The sequence below is a fragment of the Microbulbifer variabilis genome (assembly GCF_052468405.1).
Map to the genome: position 1 here is coordinate 4,864,157 of NZ_CP174343.1, position 19,917 is coordinate 4,884,073.

The 19,917-nt window shown below is 48.4% G+C and carries 16 protein-coding genes; 13 read left to right on the plus strand and 3 right to left on the minus strand.

Annotated features, from left to right (window positions below; translation table 11 throughout):
- The first annotated feature begins 56 nt into the window (after window positions 1-56).
- The 12 genes from murJ to ACJJJB_RS22055 all read left to right on the plus strand — a co-directional run bounded on the left by murJ (window position 57) and on the right by ACJJJB_RS22055 (window position 14,386).
- Window positions 57-1,667: a murein biosynthesis integral membrane protein MurJ gene (gene murJ / locus ACJJJB_RS22000; RefSeq protein ID WP_020411437.1), complete on the plus strand. Its 1,611-nt coding sequence runs from the start codon at window positions 57-59 to the stop codon at window positions 1,665-1,667.
- Window positions 1,668-1,704: 37 nt separating this feature from the next.
- Window positions 1,705-2,769, plus strand: coding sequence for a bifunctional riboflavin kinase/FAD synthetase (gene ribF / locus ACJJJB_RS22005; RefSeq protein WP_282951725.1), 1,065 nt, complete (start codon window positions 1,705-1,707; stop codon window positions 2,767-2,769).
- 33 nt (window positions 2,770-2,802) lie between these two features.
- Window positions 2,803-5,607: an isoleucine--tRNA ligase gene (ileS, locus tag ACJJJB_RS22010; RefSeq protein WP_282951724.1), complete on the plus strand. Its 2,805-nt coding sequence runs from the start codon at window positions 2,803-2,805 to the stop codon at window positions 5,605-5,607.
- Window positions 5,600-6,127: a signal peptidase II gene (lspA, locus tag ACJJJB_RS22015; protein ID WP_020411440.1), complete on the plus strand. Its 528-nt coding sequence runs from the start codon at window positions 5,600-5,602 to the stop codon at window positions 6,125-6,127. Before ileS ends, lspA begins: the two co-directional genes overlap by 8 nt.
- A 6-nt stretch (window positions 6,128-6,133) precedes the next feature.
- Window positions 6,134-6,574 (plus strand): FKBP-type peptidyl-prolyl cis-trans isomerase, encoded by a 441-nt coding sequence (gene fkpB, locus ACJJJB_RS22020; RefSeq protein WP_020411441.1) that lies wholly within the window; start codon window positions 6,134-6,136, stop codon window positions 6,572-6,574.
- A gap of 54 nt (window positions 6,575-6,628) precedes the next feature.
- The gene (gene ispH, locus ACJJJB_RS22025) at window positions 6,629-7,561 is read left to right on the plus strand and encodes a 4-hydroxy-3-methylbut-2-enyl diphosphate reductase (RefSeq protein ID WP_353377132.1); all 933 of its coding nucleotides are present in this window, start codon (window positions 6,629-6,631) and stop codon (window positions 7,559-7,561) included.
- A gap of 324 nt (window positions 7,562-7,885) precedes the next feature.
- Window positions 7,886-8,422 carry a GspH/FimT family pseudopilin gene (locus ACJJJB_RS22030; protein WP_445365487.1) on the plus strand — a complete coding sequence of 179 codons (537 nt, stop codon included), beginning with the start codon at window positions 7,886-7,888 and terminating at the stop codon, window positions 8,420-8,422.
- Window positions 8,415-8,885: a type IV pilus modification protein PilV gene (gene pilV, locus ACJJJB_RS22035; protein ID WP_282951720.1), complete on the plus strand. Its 471-nt coding sequence runs from the start codon at window positions 8,415-8,417 to the stop codon at window positions 8,883-8,885. The genes ACJJJB_RS22030 and pilV overlap by 8 nt, the downstream gene beginning before the upstream one ends.
- Window positions 8,886-8,888: 3 nt before the next feature.
- Window positions 8,889-9,881, plus strand: a complete 993-nt coding sequence (locus ACJJJB_RS22040) for a PilW family protein (RefSeq protein ID WP_445365488.1) — start codon at window positions 8,889-8,891, stop codon at window positions 9,879-9,881.
- Window positions 9,881-10,411, plus strand: a complete 531-nt coding sequence (locus ACJJJB_RS22045; RefSeq protein WP_445365489.1) for a pilus assembly PilX family protein — start codon at window positions 9,881-9,883, stop codon at window positions 10,409-10,411. Before ACJJJB_RS22040 ends, ACJJJB_RS22045 begins: the two co-directional genes overlap by 1 nt.
- The gene (locus ACJJJB_RS22050) at window positions 10,395-13,865 is read left to right on the plus strand and encodes a pilus assembly protein (protein WP_445365490.1); all 3,471 of its coding nucleotides are present in this window, start codon (window positions 10,395-10,397) and stop codon (window positions 13,863-13,865) included. The genes ACJJJB_RS22045 and ACJJJB_RS22050 overlap by 17 nt, the downstream gene beginning before the upstream one ends.
- Before the next feature lie 71 nt (window positions 13,866-13,936).
- Window positions 13,937-14,386: a type IV pilin protein gene (locus ACJJJB_RS22055; RefSeq protein WP_445365491.1), complete on the plus strand. Its 450-nt coding sequence runs from the start codon at window positions 13,937-13,939 to the stop codon at window positions 14,384-14,386.
- On the opposite strand, the gene ACJJJB_RS22060 is transcribed toward ACJJJB_RS22055, so the two are convergent.
- The 3 genes from ACJJJB_RS22060 to ACJJJB_RS22070 all read right to left on the minus strand — a co-directional run bounded on the left by ACJJJB_RS22060 (window position 14,387) and on the right by ACJJJB_RS22070 (window position 18,174).
- A complete protein-coding gene (locus tag ACJJJB_RS22060) occupies window positions 14,387-14,983 on the minus strand; it encodes a GspH/FimT family pseudopilin (RefSeq protein WP_020411449.1) in 597 nt (198 codons plus the stop codon). It lies immediately after the preceding gene.
- 69 nt (window positions 14,984-15,052) lie between these two features.
- A complete protein-coding gene (locus tag ACJJJB_RS22065) occupies window positions 15,053-16,462 on the minus strand; it encodes a sigma-54-dependent transcriptional regulator (protein ID WP_445366297.1) in 1,410 nt (469 codons plus the stop codon).
- A 131-nt stretch (window positions 16,463-16,593) separates the two neighbouring features.
- Window positions 16,594-18,174: a two-component system sensor histidine kinase NtrB gene (locus tag ACJJJB_RS22070; RefSeq protein ID WP_020411451.1), complete on the minus strand. Its 1,581-nt coding sequence runs from the start codon at window positions 18,172-18,174 to the stop codon at window positions 16,594-16,596.
- A gap of 92 nt (window positions 18,175-18,266) precedes the next feature.
- Here ACJJJB_RS22070 and ACJJJB_RS22075 point away from each other — a divergent pair, with 92 nt between their 5' ends.
- Window positions 18,267-19,895 (plus strand): NAD+ synthase, encoded by a 1,629-nt coding sequence (locus ACJJJB_RS22075; protein WP_445365492.1) that lies wholly within the window; start codon window positions 18,267-18,269, stop codon window positions 19,893-19,895.
- Window positions 19,896-19,917 lie beyond the last annotated feature (22 nt).

Here is a 19,917-nt window from a genome sequence, read left to right on the forward strand (position 1 = left end):
GAATTGCGGTAGACTTGCCGTCCAAATGATCCTACCTATTGCCAGGAGTTGAAGTTTTGTCCCAGCAGCCCCCTGTTCAGCAGCAACCCGTTGAAAAATCTGGCGCCTCGCGACTGCTGCGTGGTAGCTCAGTGGTTGGCGCTGCGACAATGCTGTCACGGATTGCCGGTCTGGCGCGGGATATGGCTCTGGCCCGCTTTGCTGGGGCGGGAGATGCCGCCGATGCCTTCTTTGTCGCTTTCAAAATTCCCAACTTCTTTCGTCGCCTGTTTGCTGAGGGGGCATTTGCCCAGGCGTTTGTGCCAGTACTAGCTGAATACCGCCAAAAAGGGGGAGTAGCGGCGGCAAGGGAGCTGAACGATAGGGTTGCCGGTGCTCTGGGTGGAGTGCTGCTGCTAGTGACCCTGTTTGGGGTGCTGTTCGCGCCAATAGTGACGGGTATTTTTGCTTTTGGTTGGTGGTGGGACGGCAGTGAACGGGAGAAGTTCGATCTAGCTGCAGATATGTTACAGATTACTTTTCCCTACCTGATGCTGATTTCCCTCGCCGGATTTACCGGCGCAATCCTGAATACCTTTGACCGTTTTGCGATTCCAGCACTGACTCCGGTAATGTTGAATTTGGTATTGATCGGGGCTGCGACGGTGGCCACTTCCTGGTTTGATCCGCAAATCTTGGCGCTTGCCTGGGGGGTGTTTGTGGCTGGAGTTGTGCAACTACTGTTCCAGTTGCCTTTCTTGGCCCGAGAGGGTTTGCTGCCAAGACCCAAATGGGATTGGAGTCATCCCGGGGTGCGCAAGGTCCTGCGTCTAATGGCTCCGGCCATATTTGGGGTTTCGGTTACCCAGATCAGTTTGGTTTTGGATACACTGCTCGCGTCATTCCTTCCCAGCGGCAGTGTATCCTGGTTGTACTTTTCTGACCGCCTTACAGAATTGCCTCTGGGAGTATTTGGGGTTGCCGTGGCCACGGTGATACTGCCGAATCTCTCGCGTCAGCACAGTGATGGGGACCCTCGCCGTTTTCGACACACCCTCGACTGGGCATTACGCAGCGTCACTCTGATCTCCCTGCCTGCGGCAGTGGCCCTGATTGTACTGGCTGAGCCCTTGCTGACCACGCTGTTCCAATACGGAGAGATGCAACCGCGAGATATGCAGATGGCGGCTTGGTCCCTGCGCGCCTATGCCATGGGGCTCTTGGCCTTTATGTTGATCAAAGTTTTGGCACCCGGCTACTTTGCACGCCAGGATACTTATACTCCAGTTCGTTTTGGGTTAATTGCGATTTCGGCCAAGATGGTTTTGAGCCTCTTATTTGTCATTCCGCTGAATCACTATTTCAAGCTGGGTCATATGGGGCTGGCCCTTGCCACTGCCTGCCAGGCGGCTATTAATGCTTGGCTATTGTACAAGGGGCTGCGCAGGGATGACGTCTATACCCCTGAAGCCGGTTGGGTGGGTTATTTGTTGCGCCTTGTAGTAGCGAATCTGCTCATGGTGGCAGTATTGCTCGGGGTGCTGCATTTCTGGAGCGGTTGGAGTGAGTGGGGTTGGTTTACTAGGGCTTGGCGTATGGGCCTGTTGGTTGCGGCTGGAGGCCTGACTTACCTCCTGGTGCTGCTTGCATCGGGCTTGCGCCCGCGCCATTTCCGCGCGACGAGTTAAGGTCTTCAGGCGTAGATGTCTTTGTCCGGCGGTAAATATGAGCGACCACTGGCCGCCCAGTGGGAATCCGCTATACTGTGCGGCTCGATTTTGTGAGGATGGGAAGATCGTTTTGGCCCAGGAGCGCGAACTAATCCGCGGGTTGCACAACCTGCGCCCCCGCCACCGGGGAAGCGTGGCGACGATCGGCTCGTTCGACGGTGTGCATCTCGGTCACCAGGCAATAATTTCGCAGTTAGGGCAGCGTGCGCTGGAACAAGGTCTGCCCTCAGTGGCGATTATTTTCGAGCCTCAACCCCACGAATTTTTTTCTAGCGATAAAGCCCCCGCGCGACTGATGCGTTTCAAGGAAAAAGTGCTGGCGCTATTCGAGGCTGGTGTCGACCGAGTTCTGTGTCTTCAGTTTAATGAAACCCTGCGCAACCTCAGCGCCGAGGCATTTGTCCGGCGTATACTGCTCGACGGACTGGACATTCGCCACCTGGTAGTTGGCGATGATTTCCGTTTTGGCTGCGATCGCAGTGGCGATTATGTTCTGTTACAAAAAATGGGGGAGCAGCACGGGTTTACCGTTGAAGATACGGCAACCTTGGAAATACGTGGGGCCCGGGTTAGCAGCACCCGCATCCGTGAGGCCCTGCAGCGGGGGGATTTTGAGCTGGCACAGGCACTACTGGGCAAACCCTACCGGATTACCGGCCGGGTTGCCCCAGGTCGCGCCCTGGGACGTCAGTTGGGCGCGCCTACAGCCAATGTCCGCTTGCGCCGCTACCGCTCCCCATTGGTGGGAGTTTATACGGTTCGTACCACTGCCACTGACGGTAGAGATATGGCTTGTGGATATGCGGAACTGGATGGCGTAGCGAACGTAGGCTTCCGCCCGACAGTCGAAGGTGAAGGTGCCAGGCCGCTACTGGAGGTTAACCTGTTCGACTTTAGTGGCGATCTATATGGTCGTGAATTGGCGGTAGAGTTCTGCCATAAATTGCGCGATGAGGAAAAATTTGCCTCTCTGGATATCCTCAAGGCCCGCATTGCCGAGGATATTGATAATGCCAAGTGTTGGTTCGAGCAAAACCCCCGAAAAACTGACAAGAAATAATTTATTTTCTACTAGAGCTGAAGTAGACACCCAATGACTGATTATAAAGCGACCCTGAATTTGCCTGAGACCGACTTTCCCATGCGTGGCAACCTGCCGCAGCGTGAGCCGGCAATTCTGAAAAAATGGCAGGACAATAAGCTCTATGAAAAAATTCGCGAGGCACGTGCCGGGCGTGAACAGTTTATTCTGCACGATGGCCCTCCCTATGCGAATGGTGACATCCATATTGGTCACTCAGTCAACAAAATTCTCAAAGACATTATTATCAAGTCGAAAACCTTGAGTGGTTTTGATGCTCCCTATGTTCCGGGGTGGGATTGTCACGGCCTGCCGATCGAGCACAGGGTAGAGAAAAAAATTGGTAAGGCCGGCACCAAGGTAGACTTTAAGACTTTCCGCCAAAAGTGCCGCGAGTACGCTGCCAAACAGGTGGAAGGGCAGAGGAAAGATTTCATTCGCCTGGGGGTGTTCGGCGAGTGGGATAACCCCTACCGCACTATGGATTTTCAATTTGAGGGCGATATTATCCGCGCCCTCGGACGTGTGGTGAAGAACGGCCATCTGGCACGCGGCTTCAAACCTGTCTACTGGAGTGTTGTGGGTGGCTCAGCCCTGGCAGAAGCGGAAGTGGAATACCAGGATAAAACTTCCTACTCCATTGATGTTTGCTACCCAGTGAGTGAAGAGGCCGCCCTGGCTATTGCGGACGCCGCCGGTGGCCATGCCGGTGACGGTCCATTATCTGTGGTTATCTGGACAACGACACCTTGGACCCTGCCTTCGAGCCAGGCTGTTTCTGTGAATGGTGAGCTGGAATACGTGGTTGTTCAGACTGGCGATCGCCGTCTGCTGGTTGCTGAAGCCCTTCAGGAAACTGTACTGAGCCGTGCCGGTTTGAAGGGTGAGGTGGTTGGTCGTATCCGCGGTGCGGCTCTGGAGCACTTGAAAGTACATCACCCCTTTTACGATAAGTTACTGCCGATCGTCCTTGGTGATCATGTTACAACGGATGCCGGTACCGGCTGTGTACACACGGCACCGGATCACGGGCCGGACGACTTCCAGGTGGGTAAGCGCTATGGTATCGAGACTCTCAATTACATCGATAATAACGGTGTATATCGCGATAGTGTGCCGTTGTTTGCCGGTGAGCATGTCTACAAGGTTGACGATAAAATTGTCGCCCTTCTAAAGGAGCGTGGTGTACTACTACACCAGGATAAATTGGAGCACAGCTATCCGCACTGTTGGCGTACCAAGACCCCACTGATCTACCGCGCGACGCCCCAGTGGTTTATCAGTATGCAGCAAAACGATCTACTGGAGCAGGCACAAAAAGCGGCTGATGACGTGCAGTGGATACCCGGTTGGGGTAAAGCCCGTATAGACGCCATGCTGGACGGTAGCCCGGATTGGTGTATTTCCCGCCAGCGCACCTGGGGTGTGCCGATCGCGTTGTTTGTGAATAAAGAAACCCATGAGCTGCACCCAGATACCCCAGCACTAATGGACAAAGTCGCTGAGAAGGTAGATGTGGCAGGTATGGATGTCTGGTTTGACCTGGATCCCAGTGAACTGCTGGGTGATGACGCCGATCAATATGAGAAAGTGACAGACACTCTCGATGTGTGGTTCGATTCAGGTGTAACTCACTACGCTGTTTTGGAGCGCCGTGAAGGACTGCGTTTCCCTGCTGATCTGTATCTGGAGGGCTCTGACCAGCATCGCGGATGGTTCCAGTCCTCCCTCAAGACCTCTATCGCGATCAACGATTGCGCCCCCTACAAGCAGGTGTTGACTCATGGTTTCACCGTGGATGCCCAGGGACGCAAAATGTCAAAATCTATTGGCAATACCGTTGCGCCCCTGGATGTGATTAACAAGCTGGGTGCTGATGTTCTACGACTGTGGGTGTCGGCCACGGATTTTAGTGGTGAAATGGCTGTCTCCGATGAGATTTTAAAACGCACAGCTGATTCCTATCGCCGTTTGCGCAATACGGCGCGCTTTTTCCTATCCAATCTGGCAGGTTTTGATCCGGCAAAAGATTTACTCCCTGAGGATGAGCTATTGGCTCTGGACCGCTGGGCTCTCGACAAGGCAGCGCGCCTGCAGGATGAGATCCTGGTTGCCTATGACAACTACCAGTTCCACCAGATTTATCAGAAGTTGCATAACTTCTGCGTAGTGGATATGGGCGGTTTCTATCTGGATATCATCAAGGATCGCCAGTACACCACCAAGGAAGACAGTGCCGCGCGCCGCTCTGCTCAAACAGCCCTTTATCATATTGTGCAGGCTTTTGTACGTTGGATAGCCCCTATCCTTAGCTTTACTGCAGAAGAGCTTTGGCAATTCATTCCTGGTGCCAATGCCGATAGCGTATTTATCGAAGAGTGGTACCCATTGCCTAAACTGCCGGCTGAGGCAGGTAAGGGGGCGGATTATTGGGCTGCTATTGCCGAGGTAAAAACAGCGGTTAACAAGGTGCTGGAGGAACAGCGTGGGGCTGGCGCCATAGGTGGGTCCCTGCAGGCAGCGGTGACCCTCTATGCGAGTGATGACCTGCGCGAGAAATTACTGGAGTTGGAGAATGAGCTGCGTTTTGTGCTGATTTGTTCCTCTACTTCGGTTCAGCCTCTCAGTGATGCGGCCGGTGCTGAAGCCACCGAAATGGAGGGTTTAAAGGTTAGCGTAAGTAAGGTTGATCACCCCAAGTGTGCGCGCTGCTGGCATTACCGTGCTGATGTGGGCGGAAACAGTGATTACCCGGATATTTGTGGGCGCTGCGTGGAAAACGTAGCTGGCGAAGGTGAGGTGAGGCACTATGCCTAAGTCCAATCTTCTTCTAGGGCACCCCTGGCGTTGGTATTGGCTGGCGCTGGTGGTGGTGGCTCTGGATGTGGTTACTAAAGTATGGGCTGTGGATATGTTTATGCACGGCCCGGCGATGCAGATAATCCCGGGCTTACTGCAATTTACCTATGCAGAAAACTACGGTGCAGCTTTCAGTTTATTGGCTGACGCTGGAGGTTGGCAACGCTGGTTCTTTGGCATTATCGCTTTGGGCTTTAGTGTTGTGGTTACTATCTGGTTATGGCGACTGCCCTCTAGGAAACGTTGGGAACCCTGTGCCCTGGCGCTGATCCTTGGCGGTGCTCTGGGTAATTTGTGGGACCGTATTTTATTGGGCTATGTGCGAGACTTTATTTCCGTTTATTACGGCAACTGGCACTTCCCAGTATTTAATGTAGCGGATATGGGTATCAGTATCGGCGCGGCCATGCTGGTTATCGAGCTGCTTTTTTTTGCGGAAAAAGACAGCGATAAAGCAAAAAATAATGCGGAAATTTAATAAACTATGAGCAATAGCGTTATCGGCGAACATAGCCGGGTAACCCTACATTTCAGCCTGAAGCTGGATGATGGCACCGAAGTGGACTCTACGTTTAAAGGCGATCCTGCTTCCTTTAGCGTTGGGGATGGCAGTCTTCTACCGGGTTTTGAGAAAGCCCTATTTGGCCTCAAGGAAGGCGATGAAGCTGAAATTGAGATTCCACCCGAGTTAGGGTTTGGCCAGCGTAACCCCGCGAATATGCAAAAGGTGCGTCGTGATAGCTTTTCCCCAGATATTGAGCTTGAAGCGGGTTTGGTTGTGTCTTTTGACAATGGCAGTGGTGAACTCCCCGGCGTTATTCGTGAGATTGGTGAAGACGAAGTGACAGTTGATTTTAATCATCCACTGGCAGGACAGACCCTTAATTTCCACGTGAAAATTATTGCGGTGGACTCAATCCAATAAATATTGGGCCGGGTTTCACGCTGAGCTGATTATCTAGAGAGTATTGAAGTAAAGATGCAAATCCGACTGGCTAATCCCCGCGGTTTCTGTGCCGGAGTCGATCGTGCGATAGATATCGTCAATCGAGCCCTGGATGTTTTTGGTGCGCCCATTTATGTTCGCCATGAAGTCGTACATAACAAGTTTGTGGTTGAAAGCCTGCGCGAGCGCGGTGCCGTGTTTGTGGATGAGCTGTCGGAAGTACCGGACGATGTTATCGTTATCTTCAGTGCCCATGGAGTATCCAAAGCGGTGCAGGGGGAAGCGGAAAGCCGTGGACTTCGCGTCTTTGACGCCACCTGCCCACTGGTTACTAAGGTGCATATTGAAGTCAGCAAGTTCAGCAGTGACGGTGCTGAGTGCATATTGATTGGCCATGCCGGACACCCGGAAGTTGAGGGCACCATGGGCCAGTATGATAATACGACCGGGGGTGCAATTTATTTGGTCGAAGATGAAGAGGATGTGGCCAGATTGCAGGTTAAAGATGAAAACAATCTTACCTATGTTACCCAAACAACACTCTCGATGGACGATACCGCAAGAGTAATTAACGCCCTGAGACTACGCTTCCCCAACATTCGTGGCCCACGTAAAGACGATATTTGCTATGCAACACAGAACCGCCAGGATGCAGTCAAACAACTGGCTCTGGAAAGTGACTTGGTGCTGGTGGTAGGAAGTCCCAACAGTTCTAATTCTAATCGCTTGCGTGAATTGGCTGAGCGATGTGGTGCTACTGCTAAGTTGATTGATGGAGCGGCAGATGTCGATGCCAATTGGCTTGTTGGTAAGCAATCCATTGGTATTACTGCCGGCGCCTCCGCTCCAGAGGTATTGGTACAAGAAGTGATCACGAGGCTGCAAGAACTTGGGGCTAATCTGCCCGAAGAGATGGATGGGTGCGAAGAGAACATCCGTTTTTCCCTTCCCAAAGAGCTGCGTTAATACGCAGCTCTTCCATTTCTCAGCCCTCTTGTTTTTAACTGCCCGCCCGTCGCTTTAGTGAAGCCGCCTGTCGGCAACTGACCAAACCCTCGACCCCATCGCTCAAAGCATAATGATAAATTGATATACATACGTTATAGATAGCGTTTAGCGATATTGATATCTGGCCGTCTAGCTTCTAAGCACCCCGTAAGGTAATACATGCCTAGAGTGGTGTAGCCGTGTGTAGTCGATGCGGTTTGTCTTTATTAATTGAAGCGAGCTACTGGTATTGAAATTATCGATTCTACTGGGCCACAAGCCTGTTTTTAAAGGTAAAGCAGCATGAATAATTCTGAAGGAATGCAGGGTTTCACCCTGATTGAGCTGATGGTTGTAGTTACTGTGCTAGGCATAATTGTCGCCGTTGGAGTTCCGTCCTTTAGCACGCTTATAGATAACAATCGTATGTCAACAATGACAAATGACTTGAGCAGCACTTTGCAATATGCACGTTCTGAAGCTGTGCGGCATAGAGGTGCAGTTCAGGTATCGGCAATTGATGGTGATGTAAAAGGTGGCCTCAGAGTCTGGATTGATGTTGATGGGAATGGTGCTTTTGGCAGCGGTGACACGGAGTTGCGGGTTTTGGAAGTTGATCCAGCAATGATAACGCTTGCCGCAGAGTTAAATAGCGGTGCGTTGAAAAATGTAGCTTTTTCATTTAATGCCCGAGGTGAGAGTAGCTTGGTAAGCCCATTAATGCTTAGTCTTTGTGATGATCGAAAAGGAGATTATGGTCGCCAATTGGAGCTATTAGCTTCTGGGGCATTACGACTAATAAAGTCTGCTGACTGCAGCGGAGGGTCTGCCAATGCATAAACAAAGCGGCGCGACATTAATTGAAGTTCTGGTATCTGTTTTAGTTCTCGCAATTGGTTTGTTGGGATTAGCCTCGACCCAAATGATGAGTCTAAAAAATGGTAATGGTTCGCATCATCGTTATATGGCAGCTCTGGCAGCACAGGAAATTATTGAGCGGATGAGAGCTAATCCCACCGGCTTTAAGTCGGGGGATTATGATAGTTCCGATATAGGTTCGAGTGTTGGTAGTTCCCCAGATTGCAGTAGTGGCTGTCAACCCTCACAGCTGGCAGGCTTGGATTTATATGAGTGGGGACTATTACTTTCCAATAACCTACCCAGCGCGACAGGGGAAATTGTAAGTAACGGGGGGCAAGTTACGGTAACTATCAATTGGAAGGAACAGCATACAGGGGAAGATTATGCTGGTAGTAAAGCTGATTTAGATGATGCGATTTTTGAAATGAGCGTGGAGCTGTAAATTATGAATTTATTTATATCGCAGCGAGGTCTTTCATTGATTGAGCTGATGATTGGTATTTTATTAGGCTCTTTATTACTACTTGGTGTCCTGCAGATCTTCCAGAGCAACAGCGATACATTGCGTATGCAGAATGGCTTTTCAAGAGTGCAGGAAAGTGGGCGTTTTGCAGTTGATATGCTCAGCAAAGAAATTCGCCAAGCCGGTTTTTGGGGGTGTGCCGAAAATAAAAATATAGAAAATTTGTCTGCTTCTGCAGATAAATTTTATTCAAGTATTGGTGGGGATGATATTGGCGTGGCTGGTCAGGACAATGTTGCCACTAATACTAAGGTTGAAAAGATCGAAGTTATCGAGGGAACGGACATTTTGACCCTTAGTGGCGCTGAAGATGCATGTGCTGGAAAAGGGCGAATGCTAAATGGTACAGATAAAGGGGATATTGTTGTTAGTGATAGTTGCCCAATTAAAAATAACGATATCGTCATAGTGTCAAACTGTAAATCTGGAAGTGTATTTACTGTTTTGAGTACTACTGAAACAGCTGGCCATAAAAAACTGAATTATCCAGCTGGAATAGTTTTCAAAGAAGAGTATGGGGTTGATTCAAAAATTCTTACCCCTTATGAAAAAGTGTTTTTTATCGCCTCAGGTGCTCAGAATACTAATTCTTTGAATACTAATTCTTTATTTATGAAGGATGAGGCTGGAAATGTTCAGGAACTCGTCCCCGGAATAGATGATATGCAGGTTTCATATGGTGTAGATACTAATGGTAACGGTATCGTTAATCAGTGGCAGGCTGCTGATGATGTCATAGGTATGGCTGGAGTGACTGCAATAAAAATAGAGTTATTGGTATCCAGTGATAGTGTCGCTGGGGTCGATAAGCAGACTATTACACGCCTGGATGGTAGTAAAAAAGAATACGATGATGGTCTGCTGCGCAAATTATATGTTGCTACGGTCAAGGTGCGTAATAGAGGAAGCATGTAATGGGAATAATAAAGAATCAGCAAGGTGCAGTGCTGATGGTCAGCCTGATTATTCTTTTGGTTTTAACATTAATTGGTATTTCTGGGGCTCGTGGGGTTCTGATGGGGGAGCGAATGACCTCGGCTTCACGAGATGCGAAAGTCGCTCTGGAAGTTGCCGAATCCATGGCTCGTTTTGGCGAGCAAGAAATAAAAGCGCTTGGTAAAAGTAGCGATTTTGGGGCAGCCGCCTGGCAACATAATGAGGGTGAGGGCCCTGAAGATATATTTGCAGAGGAAACCTGGGAAAACAGTAACTCCATTGCCAGAGAAGTTTACATGCTTGATTCCAATGGAAAAAAAATGAAAGGGCGGATGTATATCGAAAGATTCGGGTTGGCCTCAAGTGATAACGTTGGTGATATTAATATTGGTGTGGGGCAAACCGGTGGTGAGGAAACCATTGTCGAAGTATTTAAGATCGTCAGTCGCGGGGTAGGTAACAGCGGTACCGAGAGGATTATTGTTACTTTATATGGAAAAGAGTTTTGAGGACTTTGCTGTGAAAATAAAAAATCAAAAAAAACAATATTTCCCATTGCGTTCATTAAGTGCCGCCTTTTTTATGATATTGGCAACACATTCATCTGCTGCGCCAGGGGAGCTATCTGATGTGCCTTTGTACTCGCGGGGGTCGGCTGAGCCCAATATTATGTTTGTGCTGGATTCCTCGGGATCTATGGAAGAAATGGTTCTTCCTGCAGATGGTTACAGTGCCAGTAACCCTTCAAGTTTTAATTGTAATAATCCTGTCTCAACAGAATATACATATCGGCATAGTAATGGAAGTTATTCCACTCGACATTATGATGAGGTTGAATATCGTGTAAATGTAAGCAGTGGTAATGTTCAGTTTCGATTAGTAGAGCGATATAACGGTTCTGTAATCGCAACGGGTGATTGGCGTACGTGGGATACTAATGGCGATTGCTTTGATGAAGATGAGCAGTATACCGCATGGCTATATGCAGCTGGAGGAGGAAATAATAGTACTTATTTCAGTGTTGGTGTAGATGCTGCTGACTATAAGATTCCAAATGGGTTTAATAAAGATTATGCGAGTGGCCATTTTTTAAACTGGTTTTTTTCTGAAGACAGAGAAACTGGCGGTTTTACAGCTGCAAAATTTATCACTGATGATGGTGAGGCTAGACGGTCTAAATTAGATATACGCCGTACTGACATAATGAAGACTGCTGCTCAGAATCTAATTTCTGGGTTGGAAGGCGTGCGTATAGGTTTAATGCAGTTTAATGGAAACCATGGTGGAAAATTATTAATGGGGCTGACAAGCCTCACCGACGATAATAGCCAAGATATTCTTGATGTTGTGGCAGATGTTGGGGCGAGTGGGAATACACCTCTTGCCGAGACTTTTACGGGTGTGGGGCGATATTTTATATCTGGTTACGAAGGATCTGAATTATCTTATGAAGCTTCACCTGGTAATGCGAAGACAGCGTCGGCCTCAGATATTTTTTCTGGATCAACAAGTAATAATGGGAACACGAGTACGATTATAAACTGGAATGGAGTGGATAAACCTACTAATCAAGTAGAGAGTTCTGCTATCCAATACTATTGTCAAAAAAGTTTTATGGTCGCCCTTACTGATGGGGCACCGACTTCAGACAATAGTATTAGCTCTCATTTAAAAGATTATGATACAACTTGTACAGCTGAGACTTGTACAACATCGCAGCAAATGGATGACGTGGTCAAAGCCCTCTATGATATTGATCTGCGTCCGGATTTGATAAAGCCTGATGGCAAACCAGAGATAAATAATATCACAAGTTACTTGATAGGGTTTGCTAACCAAGGCTTGGATGACTCCAAAGAAATGATTAATTCAGGAAAATTAGGGAAAGGAGGGAAAGGAAAAGTCTACTCTGCAGATAATGCCGCCGAATTGCAACTTACATTTAACCAAATATTTAAAGATGTCCGCTCTATAGTTGGTAGCTCAAGTGCAGTAGCTTTGAATTCCACAGTTATTGAAAGTGGGTCCGCAGTATTTGGGGCTAAATATAATAGTGGAAAATGGAATGGAGAACTATCAGCCTGGGATATAGATACTTCTGGTAACTTATCAGATGATCCTATTTGGGAAGCCAGTTCCATTCTCGATTCGATTTCAGATATTAATACTAGAGTAATACTGACATACCGAGACAACAAGGGTGTGCCTTTTACTGCTGCGGGAGTTGGCACCTCTGGTACAGATCACGCACTGGATCTAACCCTCAATAGTTACATTAGTGATGCTGTGGATGATGGCAGAGTCTCAGATAGAATTGATTACCTGCGTGGAGACCGTTCTAAGGAAGGTGTTGGGGAAGGAGACTTTAGAGAGCGTGATAGCCGCCTGGGGGATATTGTGAATTCCACCCCGGTTTATGTAGGGGCTCCTGATGGAAAGTGGTCCTATGCATCCTTCCCCGGAAAATCGGCTTATTCAGCATTTATTGCGGCCCATAAAAATCGTACACCAGTGGTATATGTAGGCGCTAATGATGGCTTTCTCCATGGCTTCAATGCTAGTGTGGATACTGTGAATATACCGGATGCAGGCAAGGAACTTATTGCATATTCTCCGTCAATTTTATTGAGTACAGATGATAATGAGGGCCTTCATCCGCTGACCTCTCAATATTATAACCACCGGTTTTATGTAGATGGCACTCCGACTGTTTCGGATGTATATATCAGTGACGGCGCTAGTGAGAGTTGGCAGACGGTCCTAGTAGGGGGCCTAGGCGCCGGTGGCAAAGGTTATTATGCGCTAAATGTAACTGACCCAAGTGCTTTCACAGAGCAAAATGCTGAGAAAATAGTGATGTGGGAGTTCTCAGATGAGGATGATAGTAATCTTGGCTATACCTATAGCCGTGCTCAAATAGGCAGGATGCCTAACGGTGAGTGGGCAGCTATATTTGGTAATGGTTACAATAGTGCGACAGGAGATGCGGGAATCTTTATTGTTTACCTTGATGGCCTAGATGGCCCTGGTAGCACAACCAGTAAATATGCTTACCTTTCTACGGGCTCAGGCTCAGTATCCGATATAAATGGTATGTCTACTCCAGCAATAATAGACACAAATTTGGACGGTACTGTAGACCGAATTTATGCCGGTGATCTACATGGGAATCTGTGGGCTTTTGACGTTTCAAGTTCAAATGAAAATTCGTGGTCAGTAGAAAAGGAGGGGGGAACACCAAAGCCACTATTTAGTGTAGCCCCTAGTACTAATGATCAACGAGAGGCGATAACCACTACACCGGTTGTGGCTAGAAACATCAAAGATGAGACAGGACCGGGATTACTGGTGGCATTCGGCACAGGACAATATTTGGTGGATACCGATACTGCTGACATTAATCCGGGTGGTTTTTATGCGGTGTCGGACAATGGTAAATATGGTCTTACCAAGTCAAATTTAATTGATCGTACTCTAAAAGAAGAGACTTTTGGTGGTATTCGTCAGCGTAAGATAGTTGGCGATGAAATTGACTGGGATAAAACATCAGGCTGGTACATTTCACTTGAGACTGGAAATAGTTTAGAAGGCGGGGAGCGAGTAATTGCCCAGCCCGCATTGCTGGGGCATGTAATCTTTTTCAATACGATGATTCCCAGCGGCCAAGTTTGTGCGGCGGGTGGTAGTGGCTGGTTGATGTCGGTTGACCTCTGGGGAGGCTTGGTCCCCCCTGAGGCGGTTTACGATGCTAATAATGATGGCGTTATTGACAAGAATGATTATGGGTACGCTGGTGAGTTCAGATCTAATGCGGCTCCTAATACATCTAGCTACATCCCAACTGGCGATGGGGTCCTTGAAATTACTCCGGATAGTAATGGTGACAATTATGTCCGACCAGTTGTGGCCTTGGGTGGTGGCCGCATTGGACGCTTGTCCTGGGAAGAAGTTACTCCCTTTTAAGGCTAATGACCAATTATGAGTGCGCCCCAGTACTGCCGGGAAAATTTAAATTATTATGGTAACTTGAAACTATGAAGAGACAGTCAGGGTTTACTCTTATTGAGTTGATGATTGTAGTGGCGATAATCGCGATATTAGCTGGAATTGCCTGGCCTTCTTATGTCGACCATGTTCGCACGGCCAGCAGGGCAGATGCGCAGGGTGCATTGATGGGGTTGGCACAGGCGATGGAGAAACACTATACCCAGAATGGAAGTTATGCCGGAGCTGCAAATGGTGGAGGAGACGATGGTATTCCAGGGATATTTCCCGCACAGGTACCTTTGGATGGGGGGAGCCCAAAGTATAACCTGACAATTACAGTTGGGACTGATCCGAGTACTTATATCCTTACGGCCACTCCCATATCTGGTCAAGCCGATGATGGAGTTCTATTGCTTAGCTCAAGTGGTCAAAGGACTTGGGATCGAGATAATGATGGGATTGACTCGAAAGATTCATGCTGGAGCAAAACCTGCTGATCAGTTTTGAGGGCAGGTCAGATTTTTCCTACTGCCATTTTCCACTATGCCATCGCCGTCCCTATCTTTTGCAAAATAGGGGCGGCCGATAGTATTGAGGATAATGATCCATCCATATTCTGCTCCACCGATGGCGGGGCAATAGGAGAAGTTTCCACTTTGAGAGGGTGTTTCGCCATTTGGTTTAAAGATTAGGTAGCCTTTATTGTTAAAGGCATTCCAGTTGAGCGAAGCTCCATTTTCTATAGGCTCATATCTCCTTTCAATGCTTTCCCCCTGATCTATGGAGCCATTGCCATTATGATCAGGAAACAATAACGCACCATTAGACCAATTATCGCCACATTCTTTACTTTGCCCAAGTGGGCAGAGCGTGTAGCTGATTTTCTCATAGTAGGCTTTAGAGCGCATTAATATCAATAGTTCAAATAATTCAAATTGTTTGGTTTTACTTTTATAGCGTTTTATAAAATCAGTAAATGAGGGGAGCGCCATTGTGGTAACAATAGCTAATATAGTCAGGGTAATGAGTAACTCTGAGAGGGTAAATCCCGCGGCCTTTTTCATGGTGCAAGCTTCTCGCTCTTGAGCTTGCATTAGAATACCGCGGAATAGATAAAAACCAATTACATTTGATTACAGCACGGCCATTTAACTATTGAGAATTTAACTTTCAAGTCCGAGCTTTTTTAAACGATAGCGTAGGGATCTAAAGCTAATACCGAGTTTTTTTGCAGCAGCAGTCCGGTTCCAGCGAGTTTTCATCAAAGCTGTTTCAATAGCCTCTTTTTCAATGTTTTGAAGAAACTCATCTAGAGATGAGTAAAGACTAGGATTAAAGAATCCTGCGTTTTGAGGGGGGGCTGAGTTTTTAGGCGTCTCTAAATTGGCAGTGAAACCTTCATCTTTAGAGGCTTTTTTATCGTGTTCTAGGAATAAGTCACGGCTACAGATTTCCTGTTCATCACATAGTGCAAAAGCCCGCTCCAAGATATTTTCCAGTTGACGAACATTCCCAGGGAAGGTGTAACTCTGTAATAAAGCTATTGCTTCAGGGGCTACTTTTGGTTGGCGGATTCCAGAATCACTAGCAATGCGCTGCATTGTTACGTCTACTAGTAGCGGGATATCTTCTAAATGTTCTCTCAGGGGTGGTGTTGAGATTTCAATTACATTGATGCGATAGTATAAGTCGTTACGAAATCTTCCTTCATTGACTTCTTTGCCAAGGTCTTTATGAGTTGCACTGAGAATACGTACATCAATGGGAACTTCCTGGTTTGCACCAATAGGTCGAATGCGCTTTTCTTGTATCGCGCGCAATAGTTTGACCTGCATTTCAAGTGGTAAGTCTGCAACCTCATCTAAAAACAAAGTACCACCTTGAGCACTTTGTAGTAGACCTAATTTATCTTTATGGGCTCCGGTGAAGCTGCCCTTCTTATGACCGAAAAACTCGCTCTCCATCAATTCTTTAGGTACAGCGCCACAGTTGATGGGTACAAACGGCTTATCTGCTCGAGCTCCTTGGGCATGAATTGCACGAGCAACCAGCTCTTTACCAGAACCAGATTCGCCACTGATGTAGACCGGTGCATCGCTACGAGCTACTTTAGCGATTTGCTCTCGTAGTCTACGCATATTCTCAGCTTCACCCAAAAGCAAGTGCTCGCTGACGTTATTTTGATTGGTGTTTCGTACCTGGTCCTGATTCAGTCGTAGGGCCAGTTGGGCGAGGTTACGCAGTCGTTCAAGGTCTACGGGCTTACTGACAAAGTCGAATGCCCCGAGTTTTAGTGCCTTGATTGCAGTATCCATGTTGCCATGTGCGGTGATAACGGCTACGGGCAATTCGCAGTGTATCCCAGTTTGAATATGCTCAACCAACTGTAGACCGTCACCGTCAGGTAGGCGAAGGTCTGTAAGGCAAAAATCGTAACGATTTTCTGTAAGTAATTTCTTTGCTTGCACGAGATTGGCTGCGGTATGGCAGTCCACGTTCATGCGCTGCAAAGTGAGGGTGAGCAGCTTGCAAATATCCGGTTCGTCATCGACAACCAGGGCCAGAGGTAGCATCAATTCCCTGTCTTTTCTTGTTTTGTTGATATTAGAGGCAAGGGCGCCGGTTCTGATTATGGCAGAAATTCTTTGCGAATAATCGTCGAAACTTTGGGAAAAAATTCTGAGTAAGATCAAGTCACACTTATTTAGTGAGCAAATTCAACTCTAAAGCAGCTCTTGTCGTCATCGCTGCGGCAATGATACAAGCTCGCCTTATTTGTCTCACACAGTTCTTTCGCAATATATAGTCCTAGTCCACTACCACCACTACCGTTGGTGAAGAATGGCTCGTAAATCTTTGATTTATGTTCTTCGGGCACACCTGGGCCACTGTCCTTAACATCTATTTGGGTACAGGCACGTTCTTGGTTGTATTGAGCACTGACTACTGCGAATCGCTTGCCGGTGGCTATTTGGGAGTGGTGAAGGGCATTATCTGTGAGGTTGGTCATCACCTGAGTAAGTTGAGCCGCGTCAAACCGCGCTGAAAGTGCTTGCTCAGGAAGCTCCAGCTGTACTTGGTCTCCACTTTTGGTACCGGCACTAAAGTCCTGGATAAACTGTTGCAACCAGGTAGCCAAGTTATGTTCTTGCGGTGCCCCTGCTTGCCTGCGTGATAGCTGCATTACATTTTCGATGATTTGGTTTACTCGCTGACTTTGCCGGCAAATGATGTCGGTCAGGTAATGATCCTCTTCGCGCAATTGTGGGGACTCTGATAGCAACTGTGCTGCATGGCTGATGGCGGAGAGAGGGTTGCGCACCTCGTGAGCGATAGAAGCTGTAAGGTGTCCTAGAGAAGCGAGTTTGAGTTTTTGGGCAGCCTCGGCCAATTTGCGATTGTCTTCAACGAATACCAGCGTACTGCAACCGCTGTCATGCTGAAGGTTGGTAAAATTGAGTTGTACTTCATTACCAGTTTCTGACTGCAGTAAAGTGCTACTGGTACTGCCATTGTTACGCCAGTCTCGGATCGCTTGGCGTAATGCATCAGATTTTTCCTTCTCTGAATGTAGGTGGCAGCCCAAAAGTTGACGTGCAGCCCTGTTAATAAGTTCGGGTTGGCTGGTGGGGCCCATCACCAGTACCCCTGTCCCCATGCGTTCGATAATCTGTTGTGCCAGCCGTTGCAGGTGTGCTGCTTGTCGGCTTTGCTGATCAGCGCGCAGATTCGCACTGCGTATACGCGCGGAGAGATATTGGAGTGCGCTAACAGTCGCAAAAAGCAGTATGCCGAGGCCTCCCGCGGCGACAATATCTTTGGTTGTGCCTTGCCCGGACATTAGGTTGTAGAGTTGTAAACCCAATACCCCTAGGCTGGCGATTGCGGCGAAGAAGGCGCTCATTCGACGGTCGAGAAGAATAGAACCGATGGAGCAATTAACGAGTAGTAGATAACCGAGACCGGAGCTGAGACCGCCACTGGCCTCGATGAGCAACAAAAATACCAGGATATCGCAGCCAAGGATCATCTCAATCTGACCGACCCCTACTTGATAGGCTTTCTGACGTAAGAAGACCAGCCAGCTGAAGTTGAGAAGGGTGTAGATCGCTATTGTGTAAAGAAATAGGCCTGGCAGATGAGCACCCAGCGCTCCGGCGCCAATATCAGAGTAGAAAACCCCCAGCAGCACAAGTGCAATTGCCAGGCGATAAATAGCGCAGATACGCAATAGCTCATGGTGCTGGAGGGTGAGAGTATTGCTGACGGAGGAGGGACTACTCAAAGTGATTTCCCGGTATTGTTGTTGTGTTGAGCCGCTGCTGTTGCTCCGCTACAGAGGTTACAATGGCGGCCTGTATTGTCCGAGGTTTAATAATGTCTACTTTGCAGCTAGTGCTGGCACAAATCAATTCTCTCGTAGGGGATATTCCCGGCAACACCGCAAATGTGATTGAGGTGGCACGTAAGGCTCATCGAGAGCTTGGGGCCGATCTGGTCCTATTTCCGGAGCTGACCTTATGCGGCTATTCACCAGAGGATTTACTTCTGCGCCCCAGCATGCAGATACGCATTGAGGCTGCGCTGGAACAACTGAAAACGGCCCAGCTGCCCTGTGCCATCTTGGTAGGTTATCCGCGATACCGGGATGGAAAGATATTTAATATGGCGGGCCTGGTTAGTCAGGGCGAAATTGTTGCGGAATATGCCAAGCAAAAGTTACCCAACTACCAAGTATTTGATGAGAAACGCTATTTCACCAAGGGCGATAAGCCATGTGTCGTTGAAATTGAGGGTATACCTGTTGGGGTCAGTATCTGTGAGGATATTTGGCACCCTGAACCGATTCAGCAGGCTGTTGAGGCAGGTGCAAAAGTGATGCTGAATATCAATGCGTCTCCTTTTCATCGTGGCAAAGCCCAGCAACGCTTGGAGTTGCTTTCCAAACAGGCGCGTGTGGCGCAGGTCCCAATCGTATACGTGAACTGGTGCGGTGGCCAGGATGAACTGGTGTTTGATGGTGGCTCAATAGCTATAGATTGTCGGGGAGAAGTCTGCGCCAGGGCTGAGGAGTTTGCGGAGCAGCTATTGCCGGTGTCGGTCTCCGAACAAAGTGGAAGGGTTACATTACTACCAGGAGATAATGCCCCCCCCCTGGATGATCTGGCAGCAGTCTATCAGGCCTTGGTACTTGGAGTGCGGGATTACGTCAATAAAAATGGCTTTAATGGCGTGGTACTGGGGCTCTCGGGGGGGATTGATTCAGCGCTGACTCTGGCGGTGGCAGTGGATGCCTTAGGTAAAGAGCGAGTGGAAGCGGTTATGATGCCTTTCCATTACACTTCTGATCTCAGTAAGAATGATGCTGCCGATCAGGCCCAGCGCCTTGGGGTGCATTACCGAGAGATCGGTATTGAGCTTATTTTTGACGCGTTTATGGGGGCTTTATCGGAAGAGTTTGCCGGTAGTGAGAGAGATACCACGGAGGAAAACCTGCAGGCTCGCTCCCGCGGTGTGCTGCTGATGGCCATTTCCAATAAGAAGGGGGCCATGGTGCTGACTACCGGCAATAAGAGTGAGATGGCCGTTGGGTATGCGACGCTGTATGGCGATATGGTTGGGGGCTTTAATGCCCTTAAAGACGTGCCCAAGGTGCTGGTATTTGAGCTTTCTCGCTATCGAAATACGGTATCAGAGGTGATACCAGAGACAGTGATCACGCGCCCACCCAGTGCAGAGCTGGCACCAGATCAGATAGACTCAGACAGCCTACCTCCTTATGAAGTCCTGGATCAGATTCTCAATCTGTATGTCGATCAGGATTTGAGTGCTGAGGAAATCATCCGTCGTGGTTTCCAACGGAGTGAAGTTGAGCGGGTTGTGCGCCTTGTAGCACGCAATGAGTACAAGCGCCGTCAGGCTGCTGTGGGGGTACGGATCTCGGAGCGAGGCTTTGGGCGGGATCGTCGCTATCCAATCACGAATGGCTGGAAGGCCGGCGAATAACTTGTTTTAGAAAGTAAAACGG

What these genes read in the sequence shown, in the direction of transcription:
- ribF (WP_282951725.1), top strand. Translation starts at nt 1,705, where the DNA reads ATGAGCGACCACTGGCCGCCCAGTGGGAATCCGCTATACTGTGCGGCT.
- ileS (WP_282951724.1), top strand. Translation starts at nt 2,803, where the DNA reads ATGACTGATTATAAAGCGACCCTGAATTTGCCTGAGACCGACTTTCCC.
- lspA (WP_020411440.1), top strand. Translation starts at nt 5,600, where the DNA reads ATGCCTAAGTCCAATCTTCTTCTAGGGCACCCCTGGCGTTGGTATTGG.
- fkpB (WP_020411441.1), top strand. Translation starts at nt 6,134, where the DNA reads ATGAGCAATAGCGTTATCGGCGAACATAGCCGGGTAACCCTACATTTC.
- ispH (WP_353377132.1), top strand. Translation starts at nt 6,629, where the DNA reads ATGCAAATCCGACTGGCTAATCCCCGCGGTTTCTGTGCCGGAGTCGAT.
- ACJJJB_RS22030 (WP_445365487.1), top strand. Translation starts at nt 7,886, where the DNA reads ATGAATAATTCTGAAGGAATGCAGGGTTTCACCCTGATTGAGCTGATG.
- pilV (WP_282951720.1), top strand. Translation starts at nt 8,415, where the DNA reads ATGCATAAACAAAGCGGCGCGACATTAATTGAAGTTCTGGTATCTGTT.
- ACJJJB_RS22040 (WP_445365488.1), top strand. Translation starts at nt 8,889, where the DNA reads ATGAATTTATTTATATCGCAGCGAGGTCTTTCATTGATTGAGCTGATG.
- ACJJJB_RS22045 (WP_445365489.1), top strand. Translation starts at nt 9,881, where the DNA reads ATGGGAATAATAAAGAATCAGCAAGGTGCAGTGCTGATGGTCAGCCTG.
- ACJJJB_RS22050 (WP_445365490.1), top strand. Translation starts at nt 10,395, where the DNA reads ATGGAAAAGAGTTTTGAGGACTTTGCTGTGAAAATAAAAAATCAAAAA.
- ACJJJB_RS22055 (WP_445365491.1), top strand. Translation starts at nt 13,937, where the DNA reads ATGAAGAGACAGTCAGGGTTTACTCTTATTGAGTTGATGATTGTAGTG.
- ACJJJB_RS22060 (WP_020411449.1), bottom strand. Translation starts at nt 14,983, where the DNA reads ATGCAAGCTCAAGAGCGAGAAGCTTGCACCATGAAAAAGGCCGCGGGA.
- ACJJJB_RS22065 (WP_445366297.1), bottom strand. Translation starts at nt 16,462, where the DNA reads ATGCTACCTCTGGCCCTGGTTGTCGATGACGAACCGGATATTTGCAAG.
- ACJJJB_RS22075 (WP_445365492.1), top strand. Translation starts at nt 18,267, where the DNA reads ATGTCTACTTTGCAGCTAGTGCTGGCACAAATCAATTCTCTCGTAGGG.